Annotated in this window: 21 protein-coding genes; 20 read left to right on the forward strand and 1 reads right to left on the reverse strand. The window is 44.4% G+C overall.

The window, feature by feature from the left end; all coding sequences use genetic code 11:
* Window positions 1-120: 120 nt before the first annotated feature.
* The 8 genes from HQN88_RS09080 to HQN88_RS09115 all read left to right on the forward strand — a co-directional run bounded on the left by HQN88_RS09080 (window position 121) and on the right by HQN88_RS09115 (window position 6,355).
* Entirely contained in the window at window positions 121-1,242 is a 1,122-nt protein-coding gene (locus tag HQN88_RS09080; protein ID WP_337995177.1) for a hypothetical protein, read from the forward strand.
* 176 nt (window positions 1,243-1,418) lie between these two features.
* Window positions 1,419-1,607 carry an IDEAL domain-containing protein gene (locus HQN88_RS09085; protein WP_056616951.1) on the forward strand — a complete coding sequence of 63 codons (189 nt, stop codon included), beginning with the start codon at window positions 1,419-1,421 and terminating at the stop codon, window positions 1,605-1,607.
* A 206-nt stretch (window positions 1,608-1,813) separates the two neighbouring features.
* Entirely contained in the window at window positions 1,814-2,245 is a 432-nt protein-coding gene (locus HQN88_RS09090; RefSeq protein WP_173110228.1) for a DUF2487 family protein, read from the forward strand.
* A gap of 281 nt (window positions 2,246-2,526) precedes the next feature.
* Window positions 2,527-3,072, forward strand: coding sequence for a Rieske (2Fe-2S) protein (locus HQN88_RS09095; RefSeq protein ID WP_056614289.1), 546 nt, complete (start codon window positions 2,527-2,529; stop codon window positions 3,070-3,072).
* A gap of 17 nt (window positions 3,073-3,089) precedes the next feature.
* Window positions 3,090-3,761, forward strand: coding sequence for a menaquinol-cytochrome c reductase cytochrome b subunit (qcrB, locus tag HQN88_RS09100; protein WP_028554311.1), 672 nt, complete (start codon window positions 3,090-3,092; stop codon window positions 3,759-3,761).
* A gap of 20 nt (window positions 3,762-3,781) precedes the next feature.
* Complete coding sequence (locus tag HQN88_RS09105; RefSeq protein WP_173110229.1) at window positions 3,782-4,672, forward strand: menaquinol-cytochrome c reductase cytochrome b/c subunit; 891 nt, start codon at window positions 3,782-3,784, stop codon at window positions 4,670-4,672.
* 90 nt (window positions 4,673-4,762) lie between these two features.
* On the forward strand, window positions 4,763-5,422 hold the full coding sequence (locus HQN88_RS09110) for a DUF1405 domain-containing protein (protein ID WP_173110230.1): 660 nt from the start codon (window positions 4,763-4,765) through the stop codon (window positions 5,420-5,422).
* Between the two features lie 54 nt (window positions 5,423-5,476).
* Window positions 5,477-6,355, forward strand: coding sequence for a sporulation protein YpjB (locus HQN88_RS09115; protein ID WP_173110231.1), 879 nt, complete (start codon window positions 5,477-5,479; stop codon window positions 6,353-6,355).
* Between the two features lie 66 nt (window positions 6,356-6,421).
* Here the strand turns inward: HQN88_RS09115 and HQN88_RS09120 are convergent, their stop codons facing one another.
* The gene (locus HQN88_RS09120) at window positions 6,422-7,294 is read right to left on the reverse strand and encodes a YitT family protein (protein ID WP_173110232.1); all 873 of its coding nucleotides are present in this window, start codon (window positions 7,292-7,294) and stop codon (window positions 6,422-6,424) included.
* Window positions 7,295-7,412: 118 nt separating this feature from the next.
* On the opposite strand from HQN88_RS09120, the gene HQN88_RS09125 reads away from it, so the two are divergent.
* The 12 genes from HQN88_RS09125 (at window position 7,413) to HQN88_RS09180 (ending at window position 17,960) form a co-directional block, all read left to right on the forward strand.
* Complete coding sequence (locus HQN88_RS09125) at window positions 7,413-7,751, forward strand: nucleotide pyrophosphohydrolase (protein WP_056616948.1); 339 nt, start codon at window positions 7,413-7,415, stop codon at window positions 7,749-7,751.
* Between the two features lie 64 nt (window positions 7,752-7,815).
* Entirely contained in the window at window positions 7,816-8,340 is a 525-nt protein-coding gene (locus HQN88_RS09130) for a tetratricopeptide repeat protein (RefSeq protein ID WP_216855663.1), read from the forward strand.
* Between the two features lie 16 nt (window positions 8,341-8,356).
* Complete coding sequence (dapB, locus tag HQN88_RS09135; protein WP_173110233.1) at window positions 8,357-9,160, forward strand: 4-hydroxy-tetrahydrodipicolinate reductase; 804 nt, start codon at window positions 8,357-8,359, stop codon at window positions 9,158-9,160.
* A 25-nt stretch (window positions 9,161-9,185) separates the two neighbouring features.
* A complete protein-coding gene (locus HQN88_RS09140) occupies window positions 9,186-9,605 on the forward strand; it encodes a methylglyoxal synthase (RefSeq protein ID WP_173110234.1) in 420 nt (139 codons plus the stop codon).
* A gap of 1 nt (window position 9,606) precedes the next feature.
* On the forward strand, window positions 9,607-10,299 hold the full coding sequence (bshB1, locus tag HQN88_RS09145) for a bacillithiol biosynthesis deacetylase BshB1 (RefSeq protein WP_173110235.1): 693 nt from the start codon (window positions 9,607-9,609) through the stop codon (window positions 10,297-10,299).
* 19 nt (window positions 10,300-10,318) lie between these two features.
* Window positions 10,319-11,491, forward strand: coding sequence for an N-acetyl-alpha-D-glucosaminyl L-malate synthase BshA (bshA, locus tag HQN88_RS09150; RefSeq protein ID WP_173110236.1), 1,173 nt, complete (start codon window positions 10,319-10,321; stop codon window positions 11,489-11,491).
* Between the two features lie 27 nt (window positions 11,492-11,518).
* Window positions 11,519-12,805, forward strand: a complete 1,287-nt coding sequence (locus HQN88_RS09155) for a CCA tRNA nucleotidyltransferase (RefSeq protein ID WP_246320119.1) — start codon at window positions 11,519-11,521, stop codon at window positions 12,803-12,805.
* 998 nt (window positions 12,806-13,803) lie between these two features.
* Window positions 13,804-14,772 carry a biotin--[acetyl-CoA-carboxylase] ligase gene (locus HQN88_RS09160; protein ID WP_173110240.1) on the forward strand — a complete coding sequence of 323 codons (969 nt, stop codon included), beginning with the start codon at window positions 13,804-13,806 and terminating at the stop codon, window positions 14,770-14,772.
* Between the two features lie 363 nt (window positions 14,773-15,135).
* Window positions 15,136-15,990 carry a 3-methyl-2-oxobutanoate hydroxymethyltransferase gene (gene panB, locus HQN88_RS09165; RefSeq protein WP_173110242.1) on the forward strand — a complete coding sequence of 285 codons (855 nt, stop codon included), beginning with the start codon at window positions 15,136-15,138 and terminating at the stop codon, window positions 15,988-15,990.
* Window positions 15,991-16,014: 24 nt separating this feature from the next.
* Window positions 16,015-16,884 carry a pantoate--beta-alanine ligase gene (gene panC / locus HQN88_RS09170; RefSeq protein WP_173110490.1) on the forward strand — a complete coding sequence of 290 codons (870 nt, stop codon included), beginning with the start codon at window positions 16,015-16,017 and terminating at the stop codon, window positions 16,882-16,884.
* Window positions 16,885-16,890: 6 nt separating this feature from the next.
* On the forward strand, window positions 16,891-17,274 hold the full coding sequence (gene panD, locus HQN88_RS09175; RefSeq protein WP_173110244.1) for an aspartate 1-decarboxylase: 384 nt from the start codon (window positions 16,891-16,893) through the stop codon (window positions 17,272-17,274).
* 89 nt (window positions 17,275-17,363) lie between these two features.
* Entirely contained in the window at window positions 17,364-17,960 is a 597-nt protein-coding gene (locus HQN88_RS09180) for a tetratricopeptide repeat protein (protein WP_173110246.1), read from the forward strand.

Below are 17,960 nucleotides of genomic sequence, written 5' to 3' on the forward strand. Positions count from 1 at the left end.
GTAAACATGACTCGATAGAGTCATGTTTTTTTGTTTATCTCGGAATATTTTCGGGAAAAAATCCCATAATGGTTACTAGAAACATCGGAGTAGAAAGCTCCGCCAGATGGGAGATGTAGGATGGAAATGAACCTAGCGGATATGCTCAGCTATGCCGATATCCATGAATTAGGCCGAATTGCACATACCTACGAGTGTGAGTGCAATGGTCATTCTAAGAATGAATTGATTCAATCGATCCTGAGTACGGCCATGCGCAAAGACATATTCGAAAAACACATTCAAAGTCTTAGTTTGGAAAACATTCGCTTCCTCAACTCTTTGCTCTCCGATCCTCGCAATTCGTTTAATATGGAGGAACTCATCGCTAGAGCACAGCAGTCGCGTTTCCAGAAAGAAGAGTCATCAAACGATTGGAATCCAAGGGACATGATCCTGAAATTCAAGAAATTAGGTTGGCTGTTTAACGGGTATTCCCAACAAACCAAATACCTTTTTCATGTTCCAGCGGATTTAAAACGAAGATTTGGTGATGCACTAGCGAAGCAATTTAAGCAAGATTTGGTGAAAACAGAAGAACCATCGGTCTATCGAGATGAACAATTACTTCTAGTCGACGACATATTTCATTTTTTAACCGCAGTTGCCCAGCAAGAAATGCCATTAACAGCAGAAGGTTTTATGTACAAAAGACAGCTAGGACAGCTCCTCAGCATTTTATCTGTTCAAGAAGGATTGGTAGCAAAGGGAACATGGCGATTCGGTTACGGGCGAATGTTCAAAGAATACCCGAATCGATTCTCACTTATTTATGACTACTGCTATTACCACCAATTCATCAGTGAGCATGATCTAATGCTTCGTATTACAGATGCAGGTAAGGCTCGGTTAATGGAAGGTAAAAAAGAAACAGTAACAGATGTGTATGCGTTTTGGCTGAGGCTGTACAAAAATCCCATTCCAAATTTACAAAGTATATCGGTATGGTTGGATCGGCTTTGTGATCAATGGGTAACGATGTCTTCAATTGTAGATTTGTTTAGTAAATTAGTTAAACCATTTTACTATGATGGATCAGAATCCATTGTCGAGCAGCGAATCATACAAATGATGATGCACATGGGCTTGATCCGAATAGGCGAAGATCACACGCATGGGGCCGTTATTCAGGTCACTAAGGTAGGATCTAAAGTGATTCGAGGCATTAGTCTTGCTGAGGAAGATAAAGTGGTACTCTTCTGATCTAGGTATTAACACATTCCCGTTCAAACGGGCTTTTGAATGAAGCGTTGAATTAGCTAGTGAATATGATGTAATAGGAGCATAACAACGGGTTGGCGTACACCATAATGCAGACATATATTTTTGCGAAAAAGAAGCTCCTGACAAACCGCGGACAACATTTGGAGGTAGGTCTCATGGGAAAAATGAATGTATCTAACGATGCGCTGCTGGCACTTTTCGCGGAAATGATTTGGGATAATGCCTTACGCAAATATAGAGAAGAAAATCTTTATAAGGAAATTGATAGCGCACTCGCTAAAGGAGATCAGACTTCCTTTTTGGCGCTAACGTCTGAATTAAGGATTTTACAATCACTAGGGTAATCATTAGCTGCGCATGAGCAAGTAAACATGAAGACATGAGGATGCCAATCCCATGTCTTTTTTGTATATAGTAGTCAAGGATTACCTACATGACGGAATACTTGATTGACAGCTAAGAGTGGACGGATTAAAGTACTTAAAGTACAAGTTGAGCATGCGCTACATAGCAGATGTTCTTTTGGTAAATGATAGGGAGGCGCTACACCTTGAAGTTTAATGAGATTGTTGCACAAGAATGGAAGGAATTAAAACCCTACTTGGATACGTGTCTTCTTCCTGTGACGGGGCTGAGAGGGAATGAGGATCCGATGCAAGTGACCACAGTGTTGGAGCGGCTCCGTGATGTAATGGAAATTATCGAGATTCCTTACAAGGGCAGAGTTGTCACTTATCCAGCTCTTCATTACATAGCAGATACGGGTGCAAGTGAGCAAGTAGAATCCATCGTACATCAATTGAAGAAAAGCGGGTTTCGTTACATAATCGTAGTAACTTTGCAATCGGAAGCAATCCATTGGAAATCGAATCAAACAGATTTGTTGATCGTTGTCGATAAAGAGCAATGGGCACAGCAATCAGAGGCAATTAGATCAGGTATTTCCAAACAAGTACAGCAACTTTGGTACCCTGCGGAGTAACTTTGGTGTTGTCGTGTATTAATGGAAAAAAAATGTGCAAGATAAGGGTAGTAATGGATGAATGTGGCTTGCAAAAAGTTGTGACAATTTCGTTAAAATTTGTCCAAAAGCGAAGATTTCAATCCAATAAAAGGAGTTATGAATTCTTGACGACCTAGTAGACGTAGGCTATTATTAGAAATGTCCTAGTTATGTAGTGTAATGTCGAACGACACGTGATAGAGGTAGCTGTTGTCCGAGAGGGTTCGGACTTCGGCCAATGTAGGAGGGTAGACCTGAGAATGAGTGATCATAACAATCACAATGAAGAACAGCATGGGAAGAAACCCGGGACCAAACGCGAAATGTCTCGTCGACAATTTCTTTCTTATACCCTTGGTGGCGCTGGTGGATTCATGGGGGCCGGAATTATCATACCGATGATTCGGTTTGCGGTCGATCCAGTCCTTCAGCCCAAAGCAGCATCGGACTGGGTTAAAGTTGTCGAAGAAAGTAAAATTACGAATGTTCCACAAGCGTTTACGTTCCAAGTCCATCAGGTAGATGGCTGGTACGAAAGTGATGCTGAACTCGTAGCATGGATTTCCAAAGACAGTAAAGGTGCTCTCTTTGCGTTAAATCCAACGTGTAAGCACTTAGGTTGTACAGTCAACTGGAACGATAACCCTGCTTACAAAGATCAGTATTTCTGTCCATGTCATGGTGCGCATTATACGCAAGACGGCAAGAACCTTGCAGTAGCACCTAAACCGCTAGACGAATACACAACAAAAGTAGAGAATGGTTTCGTGTATGTTGGACAACTGCATGCTAACACTAGAGTATAAGGGGGCGTCACGATCAGATGTTTAAAAACGTATACAACTGGATTGACGAACGTCTTGATATTACGCCTATGTGGAGAGATGTAGCGGATCACGAGGTACCAGAACACGTTAACCCTGCTCATCACTTTTCCGCATTCGTCTATTGTTTTGGCGGATTGACGTTTTTCATCACAGTAATCCAAATCTTGTCAGGTATGTTCCTAACGATGTACTACACACCTGATATTATCAATGCGTATGCAAGTGTTGATTACCTACAACATAAAGTAGCTTTCGGTGTTATCGTCAGAGGTATGCACCACTGGGGAGCTAGTTTAGTTATCGTAATGATGTTCCTACATACCCTGCGCGTGTTCTTCACAGGATCTTACAAAGCTCCACGTGAAATGAACTGGGTAGTAGGCATGCTCATTTTCTTCGTTATGTTAGGTCTTGGTTTTACGGGATACCTGCTTCCATGGGATAACAAAGCTTACTTTGCTACACAAGTAGGTATGAAAATTGCAGCATCGGTACCATTCGCTGGACCGTACATTGAAACTTTGCTGCAAGGCGGAAGCATTGTTGGTGCACAAACACTAACACGGTTCTTTGCTATTCATGTGTTCTTCCTGCCTGGCGTTCTGCTCGCTTTGCTTGCCGGACACTTCTTCATGATTCGCAAACAAGGTATTTCCGGACCGCTATAATTTAGGGAGGGGCGAATAGCGTGGCGCATGGTCATAAGTCTGATGAAAAAATCGTTTACGTAGGGGATTCCCGCGTAATTAAGAAAACGCAAGAACAACGACTCATTCCTAGAGATTACTCTGCTTACCCAGGTAAATCAGAAGCCTTCATTCCAAACTTCTTGTTGAAAGAGTGGATGGTTGGTGTCGTTGTCTTGGTCGGTATGCTAGTTTTAGTAATGTCCGACCCAGCTCCGTTAGGTTATCCTGCGGATCCGAAGAATACGGCATTTATTCCGATGCCAGACTGGTACTTCTTGTTCATGTATCAATTGCTGAAGTATCCATACACATCGGGTGATTACGTAGTTCTTGGAGCGGTTGTAGTACCAGGTTTACTTTTTGGTGGTCTATTGCTAGCTCCATTCTTGGATACTGGCAAAGAACGTCGCTTCTATAGAAGACCAATTGCTTCAAGTCTTATGATTTTATCTTTGATTGCTTGTACATACCTAACGTACACGTCTTGGTCACATTACCAAGTAGAGCTTAAAGAGAAAAACATCATTCCAGAGCACATCAAGCGTGAAGAAGAAATGCACGCTAACAAAGGTGGCGCAGCTGGTGAGGGTGCGAAGAAAGAAACAAAGAAAGCAGCTGCAATTGTGGCTGCTGATGATCCAGGTGCTGCGATTTATGCGAAAGCAACTTGCTTAGCATGTCACGGTGCACAGCTTAAAGGAATGCCAGCTTCTGGTGTACCTGCTTTGTTAGGCACTGGTGATACTCATACGAAGGAAGACATTTTGGGTATTATCAAAAATGGTAAAGGCAACATGCCTGCTATGTACAAACCTAACATTGATAAAGGCTTAACGGATGCCGATATTGATAAATTAGCAGATTGGTTATCCAAACAAAAAACTCAATAAGAACATAACCTGGTCGCGAAAGTGATCAGGTTTTTTTTGAAAATTTTAGACAGTCTACATATCGTACTTGATTCTAAAGGAGGGGCTAACATGTCCGTTTCCTATTTATGGAGCAGAGACTTCTTACTTAGTAAGAAGATGCTATGGTTGCTTTTCATAAGCAATTTACTAGGGACCCTATATGGCTATGAGTGGTATTGGCTTCAAATGGTAGACACCGTTGCAGAGAATCCGATATGGTATGTGTTTTTTGTGCCAGATAGTCCGACTGCAAGTTTGTTTTTCACTCTTTCTGTTGGTTACTTGATTTTGGATCGGTCCTTCACCAAACCAACGAGTAAGCTGTTTAAGGCTATTCGCAGTTTTGTCGAAGCTTTTGGACTTATCACTTCATTTAAGTATGGGATATGGGCTGTTACGATGATATGGGCAGGTGCATGGCAAGGGGCTGCAGTGGGCTGGGATGGATGGATGCTGACGGCGTCTCATTTGGCTATGGCTGTGGAAGCGCTGTTATTTGTTCATTGGTTTTCGTTTCGCTTGCCTGCTATCGTCATTGTGGCGATCTGGACGTTTTGGAATGATTTCATGGACTATGAAAGAGGGGTCTTCCCAAGGCTCCAGCGTGAGTTGCATCCCTATTTGGGAACGATTCAATTCTTCACCATATGCTTGAGTATCATAGGAATCTGGATTGCGATCACGTGTCTTATGGTAAGAGAGAAAAAAATGTTGAAAGCAAACACCTGATGGTCTAAAGTGGGACGAACCTCCATATGATGATGGTGAAGGAGGGGATGTCCCATGTTTTTCGATAGAACGATAAGAGGGATAGCGGTGACTATCTTACTCGGCCTTGTTCTTTGTTTACTTGCAGCTTGCGGTACCCAACAACAGACTGTCGGACAAGCTAGTAAACCTATAGACCCAGTTCAAGTAGAGCGGATATCGTTTTTAAATCAGATTGCCGAAGAAATGTACACATTAACGATGTCTGGACAAGTTGCTGAGGCAAGGAATAAGCTGATTCAATTATCCGATCAGATTCCGAAGATTTCATTTGAGGGTATTACGTCGATTGAGGGATTGAATGCTTTGACTGCAACAGTAACAGATGCGAAACGAGTGTATAACGCGGTCAATTACTCACCAAATGATGGACAAGTAGCTGTTGCCAAAATTCGTCTAGCAACAGATGCGCTTTCACATAAGAACCAGCCAATGTGGCTGCAATACTATAAGGTTCTACAAAATGATAGTCAATTGCTAAGTCAACAAGTCAAGGCAAATAAGCAACAAGAGGCAATAGAAGAGTTTGGCAAGCTATCTCAGCATATCGCAATTATTCATCCTTCATTGATCATTAGCCGAGATCCATCATCGATTGAGAAGTTAGATTCGTTAATCGTCTTCCTTCGAACCAATGTGAATACGAAACCAATGCCTATAAGACCGCTAGAAGCTGGAATCGTGAATTTGAACCAATTGCTAGATGAAATCTTTATGAAACATAAAGATGCGTTAGCGTATGTGCCTCTCACGGATCCGAACCATCCGATCATCTGGTCACTGAGTATAGGTGTTATTATTATAGGTGTTTTATCGTATGTCGGATGGCAAATGTATCAATCTGGACGCCATATCGTTCCTGTTAGGCAAACAAGGGAAAGCGAAGATAGATAAAAAAGTGGATTAAGCAAGCTCAGGAGAGCTGTTTAATCCACTTTTTTTACATTGACGGTAAACCTCTCAATTGGTTTTAAAACCCTCACCAATGACCTCATGGACATCTCCAACGATAATGAAAGCGCGTGGATCAACGGCGTGAATTAACTCTCGTAATTGCCTTGTCTCATGCCGGTAAACGACGCAGTAGACGACTTCCTTCGTGTTACCCGAATAAGCACCACGGGCAGGGAAGAGTGTTACCCCGCGATCTAGCACTTTGGTGATGGATTCTGCAAGAACACTTGGCTGTTCACTGATTATTGTAAATGCTTTGGCTGCATAAGCGCCCTCAGATATGTAGTCAATTATTCGAGATGTAACGAAAACGGCTACAAGTGAATAGAGCACTTTTTCTTTGGGGAGATAAATGAAGGATGAACCAATCACGACGACGTCAATAATTAAGATGACTTGTCCGACACTCCAGCCTCTTTTTTTATGACCGATGCGTGCTAATATATCAGAACCACCTGTCGTTCCCCCGAATCGGAAAACAAGCCCAAGACCCGTGCCTAGCGTAATCCCAGCATATAACGTTGCTAGAAAGTAGTCTTGTGTGGTGTGAAAAGGTACTACCCAACCCGTATGAATGAGCCATTCCATCACCCAGAGAAAGAACGAAAGACAAATGACACCGAAGATCGTATACAACATGGGACCCTTACCGAAATTACGCCAGCCTAAGTAAAATAAAGGAATATTAAATACGAGGGTAGAGATGGAGGGAGGAACATTAAGCACGTATTTGAGCAGGAGAGATATACCAGTTAATCCGCCTTCCATGAGCTCATTGGAAATAACAAAATAATGCAAACCAAACGCATAAATCGCAGTTCCAATAAGGATTCCCAACACATTGAGAAATTGATCTTGGAACCTTTCTTTAAATATCATGTGAATTCCTCCATGCCTATTATGCTTGCCTTATCTAACAAAAAATTTGTCAACTTTTCTCGTTTAGTTTAACATAAGGGGGATAACCTTTGTGAAGAGGATAGAAAGAAGGATGCCAATGTCAGAACGTACACTAAAAGACCTGCAACAAGAGGTTGATACTTATATTTCCCAGTTCAAGGAAGGATATTTCAGTCCTCTTTCTATGCTGGCAAGAATGTCTGAAGAAGTTGGTGAATTAGCTCGTGAGGTGAATCATTCTTACGGCGAAAAACCGAAAAAGAGTACAGAAGCGGACAATTCAATTGAATTGGAGCTTGGCGATATTTTATTCATTACGATCTGCTTTGCGAATTCACTTGGTATTGATCTGACTGAAGCGCATGACAAAATCATGCACAAATTCAATACCCGTGATGCAGGGCGTTGGACTAAAATTAACACCGAAACGAATTGACCTTCATAAACTAAACCATCCCCATGAGTCGGGAATACCGCTAATGGCAAAGGAGGATGGGCAGATGAATGGAGAAAATCAAATACAAAAAGCATACGAATCCATACTTGGGCATGATTTTGAAAAGGCCATTGAATGGTTTGAAAAAGCAATAGCTGAAGAACCAAACAATGCTGCCTATCATCACAAACTTTCCATTACTTTCGCGAGAAGTAATAAGCTTAACAAAGCGGTGGAACATGCATCAAGAGCGATTGATCTTGACCCAGCGAATGAGGCGTTTCGATTTCACTTGCAAGTATTGAATGCACGTGAGCTTGTTGAACAAGCCAGAAGGCAGCTTACGAATCAGTCTGCTCATCCGGAGCGCGCTATTTTTCTTTTGAAAGAGGCGATAGTGCTTGATCCGCTAGCGATTGAAGCGTATCTTATTCTAGGTGAAGCCTTTGCGATGCGAAAGGATTATACCAGAGCCTATCAAACCGTTATGGAGGCTGTACGTCTAGAGCCGCATCATGAGCTTGCTAAGCAACATGCCACGATCTACAAGATCAAAATGGATACAGAGATGGGCCCGAAACAAAGATAAAGGAGATCAACACAATATGGAGCAAAGAATACGTGTAGCAGTTATCGGAGCAAGTGGAAGAATGGGGCGGGAGGTCGTCAAGACCGTTCTGCGTGAGTCTGATATGGAGTTAGTAGCAGGAGTAAGCCGTACCTCCGGCCCCATCGATCTTGGAAGAATGGTTGGTATGGATGAATGCGGAGTTCTAATGGGGAACGACATTGAAAAGGTTCTAACCGAATCCAAACCAGATGTGTTAGTTGATTTTACAGGACCGCAAACAGCGGTTTCACATACAAATCTTGCAATCCGCTTAGGGATTCGTCCTGTTATGGGAACGACGGGTTTCACCCCTCAAGCTATTGCAGATTTGGACATGCTATGCCGAGACAACAATATTGGCGGATTAATTGCACCCAATTTCTCCATTGGGGCTATTCTCATGATGAGATTCGCTGCCCAAGCGTCGAAATATTTTCCGCATCTGGAAATTATCGAATATCACGGTGATCAAAAGCTAGATGCTCCATCTGGTACTGCAGTGAAAACTGCTGAGCTCATTTCAGAAGTGCGCGAAGAAATTAAGCAAGGTAACCCAAAAGAAGAAGAAACAATTGAAGGTTCCCGCGGCGGGTATTACAATGGATTTAGAATACATAGTGTGCGTCTGCCAGGTGTATTTGCGCAACAAGAAGTTATTATGGCTGAACAAGGTCAAGCGCTTAAAATTCGACATGACTCTTATGATCGTGCAGCCTATATGCCAGGGGTAGCGATAGCGATTCGTAAAGTTATGACCTATACCGGAATGATTTATGGTTTTGAGCATTTTATAGATTAGAGACGCCTAGGAGAGTGGAAGTCAGATGTTAAGCATCGCACTTATTGCCCATGATCGAAAAAAAGATGAGATGGTGAATTTCGTTACGGCTTATGAGCATGTTTTCGAGGGTCACAAACTATATGCAACTGGCACGACAGGCACGCGAATCATGGCAAATACCAAGCTGGATATTCATCGATTTATGTCAGGTCCACTTGGGGGAGATCAGCAGATCGGGGCGTTGGTTGCAAAAAATGAGATGGATTTGATCATCTTCTTGCGTGATCCATTAATGGCTCAACCACACGAGCCTGATATTATCGCTTTGCTTCGTTTGTGTGATGTACAGGGGATTCCGTGTGCTACGAACATAGCGACGGCTGAGTTACTTGTAAGAGCTTTGGATCGTGGGGATTTTGCGTGGAGAGAACTCGTACATAAATATAAACCAGGGATTGAATAAGATGAGTGAACAATTAGATATTCTTATATTTGGAGCCCATGCAGACGATGCTGAAATTGGGATGGGTGCAACCATTGCCAAGCATACACAGCGTGGACTTCGCGTTGGACTATGTGAATTGACTTATGCCGAAATGTCCTCAAATGGGACAGTGGAAACTAGACTAGAAGAAGCAGCGGAAGCAGCGGATATTCTAGGGGTATCAGCCCGCACGAATCTGGGATTACCCGATCGAGGATTATTGGTTACGACAGATCATATCGAACGGATTACGCAAGAAATCAGGAAGTTTCGTCCACGTATTGTGTTCGCACCGTATTGGCAAGATCGTCACCCGGATCATATTGCATGTTCAACACTCGTTCAGGAAGCTGTTTTTAATGCGAAACTGCGTAAATATTTGCCAGACACAGAAGCTGTGAATGTGGAGCAACTACTTTTTTATTTTATAAATGATGTGTATGAGGCTGATGTAATCGTAGATGTGACAAATACTTATGATAAAAAAATGGCAGCACTGCGTGCGTACCGGTCACAATTTGTAACGGGTACAGGCACCGTTGCGACGCCACTCAATCAAGGTTATGTCGAACGTGTAGAAGCTCGTGATCGAGTCATGGGTCAAAAACGTCAACTGACGTACGCGGAAGGGTTCGTTTCCAAACTCCCTTTGGTGATAGAACATTTTGATTGATTGGAAAGAGGTGTGAGAGATGAAAGACAAATTAAAGATTGGTATTACGTGTTACCCAACACTTGGCGGATCAGGTGTAGTAGCGACAGAACTCGGAAAGCTGTTAGCTGAAAAAGGACACGAGGTTCACTTTATTACGCATAGCATGCCGTTTCGTTTAGGCAAATTTCATAAAAATATTTTTTATCATGAAGTGGAAGTTAGTCAATATTACGTCTTCCGCTATCCGCCTTATGATCTATCGCTCGCTAGTAAGTTAGCTCAAGTTGCCAAAATGGAGGAGCTTGATTTGCTCCACGTACATTATGCAATTCCGCATGCTGTTTGTGCCTTGCTTGCAAAGCAAATGGTGGGTTCGAATCTCAAGGTTGTAACGACGCTTCATGGAACAGATATCACTGTGCTCGGGCAAGATCAATCGATTTCAGATCTAATCCGTTATGCCATCAATGAAAGTGATGCGGTAACGGCTGTTTCTAAGGATCTCATCAAAGAAACGCGGGATTTGCTAGCCATTGATCGTGATATTGATTTGACTTATAACTTTGTAGATAAACGGGTGTATTACCCGCGAGATATATCGAAACTAAGAGGCGAATTCGCAAGACCGGATGAGAAAATCCTTATCCATATCTCTAATTTCCGACCGGTGAAACGCGTGCAGGATGTTGTGGATATTTTTGCGAAAGTGAGTAAAGAAGTGCCGTCCCGACTCCTATTCGTTGGGGAAGGACCTGACCTTTCGAAAATGATTTCGAAGGTGAAGGAGCTAGGACTCTCAGACAAAGTAACGTTCTGTGGCAAACAAGATGATGTGGCCCAAGTCATTTCACTTGCAGATGTCATGCTGCTTCCTTCAGAGAAAGAAAGCTTCGGGCTTGTTGCACTTGAAGCAATGGCTTGCGCTGTGCCAACGATTGGATCTAATGCAGGTGGTATTCCTGAGTTGATTACTCATGGTGAGACTGGATTTCTAGCCGAAGTCGGTGATACGGAGCAAATGGCTAATTATGCGATTGAGCTGTTAAAAAATCAAGTGATGTATGAACAAATGGCACAAAATTGTTTGAATCGCGCAAGGTATACGTTCTGTAACGATATTACAACGGTTCAATATGAGGAGATTTACTATCGCGTGTTAGGTCGGGAACTTCCGGAATCACATCGCATTGCAGCATCTTCGTGTCAATAAGGGTGCTAACTGGATAGGAGAATGAAGTTGGATGTAAGTAAGGGATTGAAGGATCCAGGTGCTTCGGAAGTATTGACGACGCTCATGGAAGCTGGTTATGAGGCCTATTATGTCGGTGGCTGTGTACGTGATGCGGTACTGGAACGTTCCATCAAAGACATTGATATTGCCACCTCGGCGCTGCCGGAGCAGGTTATTCAAATTTTTCAACGAACAGTGCCAACAGGACTCCAACATGGTACGGTAACCGTTCTGATCTCGCAAGGAACCTATGAGGTAACGACCTTCCGTAAGGAGGCAGCGTACGAAGGTTTTCGTCGTCCTGCCTCTGTTGCCTATATTTCGGACTTAACCGAGGATTTAAGGCGAAGGGATTTCACAATGAACGCGATGGCTATGGATGTAGCTGGCGTTCTGCAGGATCCTTATGGGGGACAAGCAGATCTGGCCGCTGGGGTACTTCGCTGCGTAGGTATTGCAGAGGAACGCTTTGGAGAGGATGCATTGCGTATGCTTCGCTGCATTCGTTTCGCTTCGACTTACACTCTAGAGATCGAGGCGAGCACTTGGCAGGCGCTGCTGGCGAATGCGCCATTGCTGCGCCATATCGCCATGGAGCGCGTGCGCAGCGAGCTGCAGCGCATGGTGGAAGGCCCAGCTCCGGCGCGGGCTGTGCGGCTACTGCTGGCGAGCGGCCTGCTGTCCTACCTCAAAAAGCAGCTGCCGCTGCCTTTTGAGGCTTGGCTCGCCTGGGATGATGCGCTGGACGTTGTCAGCGCGCTGGAGGGGCAGCATGACCGCTGGTCCATGCTGCTGATGCTCCTGGAGGTGCCAGCGGACGTTGTCCGCGCGGCGCTCCAGGAGCTGACCTTCTCCCGCGCCGATGGCGCAGCGGTCGCGGAAGTGCTCGCTCTGCGCGATGCTGTCGCCGCGCAGACTGTTGTGGATGACCCGGCTCCGCTGGAGCGGGTCTGGAAGCTTGGCGCGGTGCGGCGCGGCGAAGCCGCAGCCCGCGCGTTATTGCGGCTGCTGCGCGAGCTGCCGCAGGTGGAGAGGAAGCGCGGCGGCTTGGCGAGCTTCTTGGTTGATACGGCGCCGGAGCTGCTGCGGCGCGGGGAGGTATGGCTGAAGGAGGTCCCCTGCTTCAGCTTGAAGGAGCTTGCCATATCCGGTCAGGATGTGGCGGAGGCCCTTGATCGGCAGCCGGGCCCATGGATGGGCAAGCTGCTGCAGGATCTGCTCGAGCGAGCGGCTCTCGGGGAAATCCCGAATGAGCGCGAAGCTCTGATTTACGCCGCGCAGGCTGCGAAGTAGCAGCGCTGTGCGGTTTTTCTTTTGAATGGCGGCTATGGAAATAGGAGCCATGCATGCATTCATGAAATCGAATAACTGTAGAAACTCCATTTATTTTCGGTGTTTTTTACTTGAAATTGTATTTAATTGGAAAATTTACAGTTAAATGATGGAGTTTAAGCGAGAATAGAGAAATTGGTCAGAAATAACAACATATAATCCATCTATTTAAGATTTTGGTGCGTATTCACTCAAAATACCTACATGAAATCCAGTTAATTGATAAAGCGCTCGGTCGTGAAGCAGTTAATAAGTTGAGCTAGTGGACCTAGCCCGCTGAAGTAGCTAATTTGTTGTAGTTTGAGTTAGAGGTATCTTGTACATCTGAAGTGGCTAGTATGTCGAGTGAGAGGTATTTACCCAAAGTAGCTAATATGTTGAAGTTAGAGGTATCTTGTACATCTGAAGCAGCTAGTAAGTTGAGTAGTGGTATCTTGCCTGCTGAAGTAGCTAATTTGTTGAAGTTAGAGGTATCTTGTACATCTGAAGAAGCTAGTAAGTTGAGTGTGAGGTATCTAGCCCACTAAAATAGCTAATATATTGAAGTTAGAGATATCTTGTACATCTGAAGCAGCTAGTAAGTTGAGTAGAGGTATCTTGCCCGCTGAGTAACTAATACCTTGAAGTTTGTGTTTGAGGTATCTTGTACGCCTGAAGTAGGTAGTAAGTTGAGTGAGAGGTATCTGGCCCGCTACAGTAGCCAATATGTTGAAGTTAGAGGTATCTTGTACGCCTGAAGTGGCTAGTATGTCGAGTGAGATGTATCTTGTACGCTTGAAGTAGCAAGTAAGTCGAGTTAAAGGAATCTTGCAAGGATGAAGTAGCTAGTCAGTTGAGTTAGTGGTATCTTGTACATTGAAGTAGCTAGTTAATTGGTTTAATAGTATTAAAATGAATCAGAAATCAAGCGCACCCCTGCGCTACTATAGATCAAACTATAAGATTGCGAGTGGAATCGTATGAATGAACGAATTTTAGCGCTTTTTGAGCAAGCACCCGAAACCTATGTATCTGGGGCGGAAATCAGTCGGCGGTTAGGCGTGAGCCGTACTGCGATATGGAAGCATATTGAGGAACTCCGTGCGGAGGGGTACGCTTTTGAAGCCGCTCCACGTAAGGGGTATCGTCTGATCCATAAGCCAGCGAAGTGGCAGGTCACTGAGTTATTAAATGGCATGAAAACGAAGGTGCTTGGTCAAAAAGTACATATTTATGATGAAGTAGATTCTACTCAAACGATTGCTCATAAGCTGGTCGCTTCTGGAGCGCCTGAGGGCACGATTGTGCTCGCAGAAAGGCAGACAGCAGGCAGAGGCCGAATGGGGCGCAGCTGGCATTCTCCATCGGGTAAGGGGATCTGGTTGAGTCTTATTCTGACTCCGCGTATTCCTGTATACTTCATGCCGCAGCTAACCCTGCTTAGTGCGGTTGCCCTGTGTCGTGCCATTCAAAAAGTGTGCCAAGTTGAAATCGGCATCAAATGGCCAAATGACCTTCTTATCCACGGAAAGAAGGTCAGTGGTATTTTACTAGAAAGCAGTGGCGAGGATGAGCGACTGAAGTATGTGATCGCCGGGATTGGCATTAGCGTTAATTTGTTAGAAGAGGATTATCCGGAAGAACTGCGCTCGATTGCAACTTCTTTAGCGATTGAGTCCGGCGCATTGGTCTCACGTGAAGGTTTAGTACAAGCTTTTCTATTGGAATTCGAGGAGATGTATGCCCTTTATATGGAGAAGGGATTTGCCCCGATTCGTTTATTATGGGAAGCCTTAAGTGTCACACTGAAGAGACCGATTCGGACATCATCTCCGTCAGGGTTTATTGAAGGTATCGCAGATTCGTTGGATGATACGGGTGCTTTGACAGTGATAACCCCCAATGGTGAACGGGTTAAAATTTATTCCGGAGACATTGAACTGAAGTAGTGGGATATAAAGGGTATCCTCCGGAAGCAAGCTTTGGTATAATAGAAGCATAAGGCGGTATCCTTATAGGAACTGCACTTGTAAGTAGACCTTGCAATTGACCTTGCAATTGACCTTGCAATTGACCTTGCAATTGACTTTGCAATTGACTTTGCAATTGATCCTTGCACTAGACTTTGCAATTGATCTTGTAGTGATCCTAGCAGTGGTCTTGCACGAACTTGAATAACTGAAACAAGATGTTGGATTCTGCTCTGAGCCTTATAGGACCGAGACAGAGGGATCATTGATTCTTTCTGCATGCGCTCCTTTTAGCTCTTAGCTAAAAGGTTTTTTATTTTATATGAGGAAGTTGGGATTACTGTGGAACAACGTAAAGCGCTAACGACAGCAAAGATGAGAAAAATGAAACAAGACGGCGTACCAATTACGATGGTGACGGCCTACGATTATCCCTCAGCACGTTTGTCGGAAGAAGCAGGAATTGATGTCATTCTAGTTGGTGATTCACTAGGAAATGTTGTACTAGGGTATGATTCGACACTGCCAGTTACATTGGATGATATGGTTTATCATACACGTGCTGCTGTGCGAGGCGCCGCGAATACGTTTGTCGTCGCTGATATGCCTTTCTTAACGTACCATGGCAGCTTGGACGCTACTTTACAAGGTGTTGGACGTTTGATGCGTGAAGGCGGTGCTAAGGCGGTTAAATTGGAAGGTGGCGCAGAGATTGCGGCCACAGTCAAAGCGATTACGGAAGCAGGCGTTCCAGTTGTTGGCCATTTGGGGCTAACACCGCAGTCGGTTCACCAACTGGGAGGCTTCCGTGTACAAGGACGGAACTCGGATCAAGCTGAGAAGCTGTTAAGTGATGCCAAGGCAATTGAAGAAGCGGGTGCGTTCGCGGTAGTTCTGGAACTCGTAACGGATGAATTGGCGGCATGGATTACGAAGCAACTATCCATCCCCACAATTGGCATAGGTTCTGGCGTGCATTGTGACGGGCAAGTACTTGTGTATCATGATTTGCTGCAGTATGGTTCTGACAGTGCTCCCAGAAAGTTTGTTAAAGCCTATGCAAATATCGGGGAAACTATCCGTGCAGGGATTGGCGAATATGTGAAAGAAGTGAAGGCACGGACGTTCCCGGCACAAGAAAATACATTTCATATGGACAATGATGTTGTTCAATATCTATATGGTGATAAGGAGTGATTGGTCATGGCAGCGATCCACACCATGGAAGTGGTTCAGACAATTGCGGATTTACGAGCTCGGATCAAAGCGTATCGACGCAAGAATGATCAGTCTGTCGGCTTTGTGCCGACGATGGGCTTTTTACATGAAGGACATGCGAGTCTCCTCCAAAAGGCTCGTTCTCAAAGTGGATTAGTCGTGTTAAGCATTTTTGTGAATCCATTGCAGTTCGGACCTGGCGAAGACTTTGAACGGTATCCACGCAATGCTGAGCAAGATTTGGCGGTCGCGGAGGCGGCAGGTGTAGATATCGTATTTATGCCATCTGTCGACGAGATGTACCCAACACCAACACGTACCACGGTTAGTGTGTCTGAGGTTACGACAAGACTCTGTGGGGCTTCACGACCAGGGCATTTTGATGGCGTGGCTACGGTTGTTAGTAAGTTGTTCCATATGGTTCAACCTGACCAAGCATTCTTCGGTTTAAAGGATGCCCAACAAGTGGCTGTAATTGAGCAGATGGTTCATGACTTGAATATACCCGTTGAAATCGTGCCTTGCCCGACCCTGCGTGAGAAGGATGGCCTAGCGATGAGCTCACGGAATGTGTATCTGTCTCCAGAGGAGCGCCAGCAAGCGCTGGTATTGTCTCAGTCCTTACAGCGAGCGAAGGAATTTATCCTAAGCAATGCAGCATCCTCTTTTACATCTCAAGAGCTAGAAATCTTAGTTCGCGATCATATCCAAACGGCACCATTAGCCGATATCGACTACGCCCAAGTATTGACATACCCAACTTTAGAGCCTTTTGAACATAGCCATTCTATTACTACTCTTATTATTGCGCTGGCTGTGAAGTTTGGGAAAACACGTTTAATTGATAATCTTATTCTACAAGTCAGGAAGTGACGTCTTATGTTTCGCACAATGATGAAAGCGAAGATTCACCGCGCCACGGTTACAGAGGCGAATTTAAACTATATCGGAAGTATCACGATCGATGAGGATTTGATTGACCTTGTGGATATGCTGCCAAATGAAAAAGTGCAAATCGTGAATAACAATAACGGTGCACGTTTGGAGACGTATATTATTCCAGGGCCACGCGGAACAGGTGTGATTTGTCTGAATGGCGCGGCAGCTAGACTCGTTCAAACCGGTGATACCATTATTATTGTTTCTTATGCCATGATGAGTGACGAAGAAGCGAAGAAGCATCATCCAACGATTGCCATTATGGGAGCAAACAACACGGTTGCTCAATTGCTGAAGGAAGAAGAACACTCAACCGTTCTCTAAGATTTACGGCAAAACCACTCCCATGCATGAAAACGTCTTTGTTTACAAAGAATGAGGGTAAGCTTTCGAAGCAAAGGTGGGGATGCCAAATGTTTAAGCATTTATTTTCCACAATGAATGAGGTTTTGGAAGAAATCCAGAAGGAATATCCGAACAGCGATGTGGAGAAAAAGGCCGAACTTGACGAACAATTGCAAGTGTTAAAGACGATGAGTGATGAATTCATCGAGGCGTGGCTGCTTTTTGAGGAGAAGCTGGGAAAGTTTTATGGGGCGGTGCCGATCAGCAATACTCAAACCTTACATGATGAACTGATGGAGCTCGACATGTCCGGTAAACAAACCGAAGAATTCATGCGCGGGCAAGGGTATTATAAGTTGTACATGTATGATCAAGCGATCAAAGAATTCGAGGTACTGATTAGGCGGCAACCGGATTTCTTATTAGCTCGTGTGTATTTAGCGATGGGACATTTGCGTAAAGGGGAGTTTGGCGATGCGTATCAGCACTTCAAATTCCTCTTGCCATTGACGGAAAATTCAAAGATGAAAGCTATTTCTTACAACGCCATGGGTTGCATTCAAGTGCAAAATCAGAACCTAGAGAAGGCTTTCGAATATTTTCAAAAAGCCTATCATACCGACCCTTCTTGTATGGAGCCACTAATCAATCTCGATGAGTCCTAA

The sequence above is a fragment of the Paenibacillus qinlingensis genome, from assembly GCF_013204845.1.
Lineage (GTDB): Bacteria > Bacillota > Bacilli > Paenibacillales > NBRC-103111 > Paenibacillus_E > Paenibacillus_E qinlingensis.